General features: G+C 70.7%; 3 protein-coding genes. 1 reads left to right on the forward strand and 2 read right to left on the reverse strand.

Features of this window, described 5'->3' with window-relative positions; translation table 11 throughout:
• Both WBA11_RS01815 and WBA11_RS01820 read right to left on the reverse strand, forming a co-directional pair.
• A partial coding sequence (locus tag WBA11_RS01815) for a hypothetical protein (RefSeq protein WP_424519022.1) occupies positions 1 to 518 on the reverse strand: 518 nt, incomplete at its 3' end.
• A 60-nt stretch (positions 519 to 578) separates the two neighbouring features.
• Positions 579 to 1,112 carry a strawberry notch-like NTP hydrolase domain-containing protein gene (locus tag WBA11_RS01820; protein ID WP_424519023.1) on the reverse strand — a complete coding sequence of 178 codons (534 nt, stop codon included), beginning with the start codon at positions 1,110 to 1,112 and terminating at the stop codon, positions 579 to 581.
• Between the two features lie 232 nt (positions 1,113 to 1,344).
• On the opposite strand from WBA11_RS01820, the gene WBA11_RS01825 reads away from it, so the two are divergent.
• Positions 1,345 to 2,625, forward strand: a complete 1,281-nt coding sequence (locus WBA11_RS01825) for an ATP-binding protein (RefSeq protein ID WP_424519024.1) — start codon at positions 1,345 to 1,347, stop codon at positions 2,623 to 2,625.
• Positions 2,626 to 2,813 lie beyond the last annotated feature (188 nt).

Genomic DNA, 2,813 nt, shown 5'->3' on the forward strand with positions numbered 1-2,813 from the left:
CGCCAGCCCTTGCGCGCGAGGACGACGGCCGCCCACGTGTGGGCCGCGAGGAGCGGCGCCCGGTACGCCCACGGCCCGAGGGTCCGGGACGCCGGCAGCTCGTAGACGAAGTGCTGGTAGTCGAAGAGGTACCGGGGCACGCCGGACCCCAGGCCCATCACCCGGGACCCGATCACGACGGCCGCCGCGAGCGCCGTCAGCCCGACGACTAGGCGGCGCTCGCGGCAGTACGCCCACCCGCCGTAGGCGTAGGCGAAGAGCAAGATGCAGACGGCCGTGCCCAAGAGGCCCGCTTCCGTGACGTGCCGCCACGCGGCCGCCGGGGCCCACACGAGCACGGCGAGGTACACCACGCGGTTGACCAGGACGACGCCGGTGAACGCCGCCAGGGCGCGGCGGGCCGGGCTCTGCGGCCCCCGGAGGAGCTCCACCGTGAGGAACGCCGACAAGAGCACGAATCCCGAGACTGCGACGAACTCGGCAGAGATGGGGAGAACGTGCGGCGGCGCAGTGTCCATTGAGGATGTGGGCTGGACCTCAGGATAGCCCGCGAGCGCCAATCGGCACCGCTGCCATGTTCACGCTCTCGGGCAATCTCTGCCGACCCCGGTCCCGTCACCGACGAAGAACCCCTGCCTCGGTCCAGACTCCCCGCCCTCACCGGGCAGGTGCTCCGCGTGCGCCGCACCCGCTCGGGAAACGGTCTCGAGTTGCGCGTCCGAGAGGATGCCCTGGGTCACGAGGTGCTCAGGCAGCGTCCGACGGTAGGCGCTCGGTGGTGCGATGGCCGCGGCCATCGCGGCCGACTCGACCAAGCGCGTCGGGTGAGGGCAAGCGCCCGGGACCCGGACGCTCGGGCGGTAGGCGTCGAACACGGACGCTGTGAGCGCGCCAGTCTGGGCCGTCTCTTGGACAGCTGTGACCGCCAGCGGGAGAGCGTCCGCGAAGGGCCACGCAGATACGAGCTGCGGCTGAGGTGCCACCTGCGCTCTCGGGCGCGGTGGCGCGACGCCCAGACGGGCGATGCGGGGTGCGAGGAGGGCGAAGAGGTCGAGCTGTTCGACCGGGTTGTTGGTCGCGCGTGGTGCGACGTGAGATGCAGAGGGAGCCACAGGATTTCCGGTTGGCTGGACGTGCGGGGCCTCTGACCAGGGACACTCCCCGGTGGGCTCCGGCCCGCCGCGTTGACGGGCTCGCCCATCGGCCCGGCATCGCGGCGAGCCGCGCTCAGCCTCACTCCCTCTTCTCCCACGGTCACTTGCGCTCTTTCACATTGCGGATCGTTTTCTTTCGATCAGCGACTCCTATTTCTTCGATCAGCCGAGACATATGGTAGGTTTTAGAATGGCCGACGCCCCCCACTACAGCCGCCTCGTTCGCCCCCGTCTCGAAGAGGCTCTCGCCGACACGCCCGTCGTCCTGGTCCACGGGCCGCGCCAGTGCGGCAAGACCACGCTCGCCCGTGCCGTCGGCGACGCGGCGGGCTACGCCTACCGGACGTTCGACGACGACAGCTTGCGCGCGGCGGCCGAGGCCGACCCTGTCGGGTTCGTCGCCGACCTTCCCGGTCGTGCCGTCCTCGACGAGGTCCAGCGTGTGCCAGGCCTGTTCACCTCGCTCAAAGCGGCGGTCGACCGCGACCGGACGCCGGGGCGGTTCCTGCTCACGGGCTCGGCCAACGTCCTCCTCGTCCCGACGCTCTCCGATTCGCTCGCCGGGCGGATGGAGATCCTCCGGCTGCACCCGCTCTCGCAGCACGAGCTCGCCGGACGCGCAGGCGAGGTCCCCACGTTCGTCGAGCGTCTGTTCCGAGCCGAGAGCGGCTCGGTGGCCGACCTCGGCTTCGCGTCAGGACCGACGGAGCGCCTCGGCCCCGCGCTCGCCGAGACGGTCGTCGCGGGCGGGTACCCCGCCGCGCTCGCCCGAGCGGCGCCCCACAGACGCACGGCCTGGTACCGGGCGTACGTCGAGACCTTGGTCCAGCGCGACGTCCGCGACCTCGCGTCCATCCACAACCTCGACGCCCTTCCCCGCCTGCTCTCCGTCGTCGCATCGCAGACCGCCCGGCTCGTCAACATCGCCGACTTGTCGGGGCCGTTTCAAATCTCGCGCCCGACGATCCGGGACTACGTGACTCTCTTGGAGCGGGTGTTTTTGCTAGACGAGCTCCGACCGTGGCACTCGAACCGGCTGAGCCGCTTGGTCAAGACGGCCAAGCTCCACGCCGGCGACACCGGCGTCGCGTGCGCACTCCTGGGGATGAGCGCGGACGAGCTATGGGCCGACCGCGAGCTCTACGGCCAGATGCTCGAGACGTTCGTGTACGGCGAGCTGCTCCGTCAGGCGAGCGGGCTCACTCGCACCGTCCGGTTCCACCACCTCCGCGACCGCGACGGCGCCGAGGTGGACCTGGTGATGGAGCGGTCGGGCCGCCAGCTCGTCGGCATCGAGGTGAAGGCCGCGGCGACGGTTCGGGGGAAGGACTTTTCTGGGCTCCACAAGCTCCAGGAGGCCGTCGGGGACCGGATGGCAGCGGGCGTCGTGCTCTACGACGGCGAAACACTCCTACCGTTCGGGGACCGACTCTGGGCCGTCCCGATTCGTCGCCTCTGGGAGGCACGCTAGTCGGTCTCATGCCCCGGCAACCTACCTGCGGACGGGTGCGAGTACGTCAGCAGCCTCCGCCACGGTCTCGACGACGGCCTCCACACGGTCTCTGGCGCCACTGCCCTCGTCTTGGGGCATCCGGTCCACGACGAGCAGCCGCGTGCGTACGGAGGTCCCGTAGGGCCGGTAGACGGCCCCGCCGACCT

Origin of the sequence: Rubrivirga sp., from assembly GCF_049648075.1 — a bacterium.
Taxonomy (GTDB): Bacteria; Bacteroidota; Rhodothermia; order Rhodothermales; family Rubricoccaceae; genus Rubrivirga.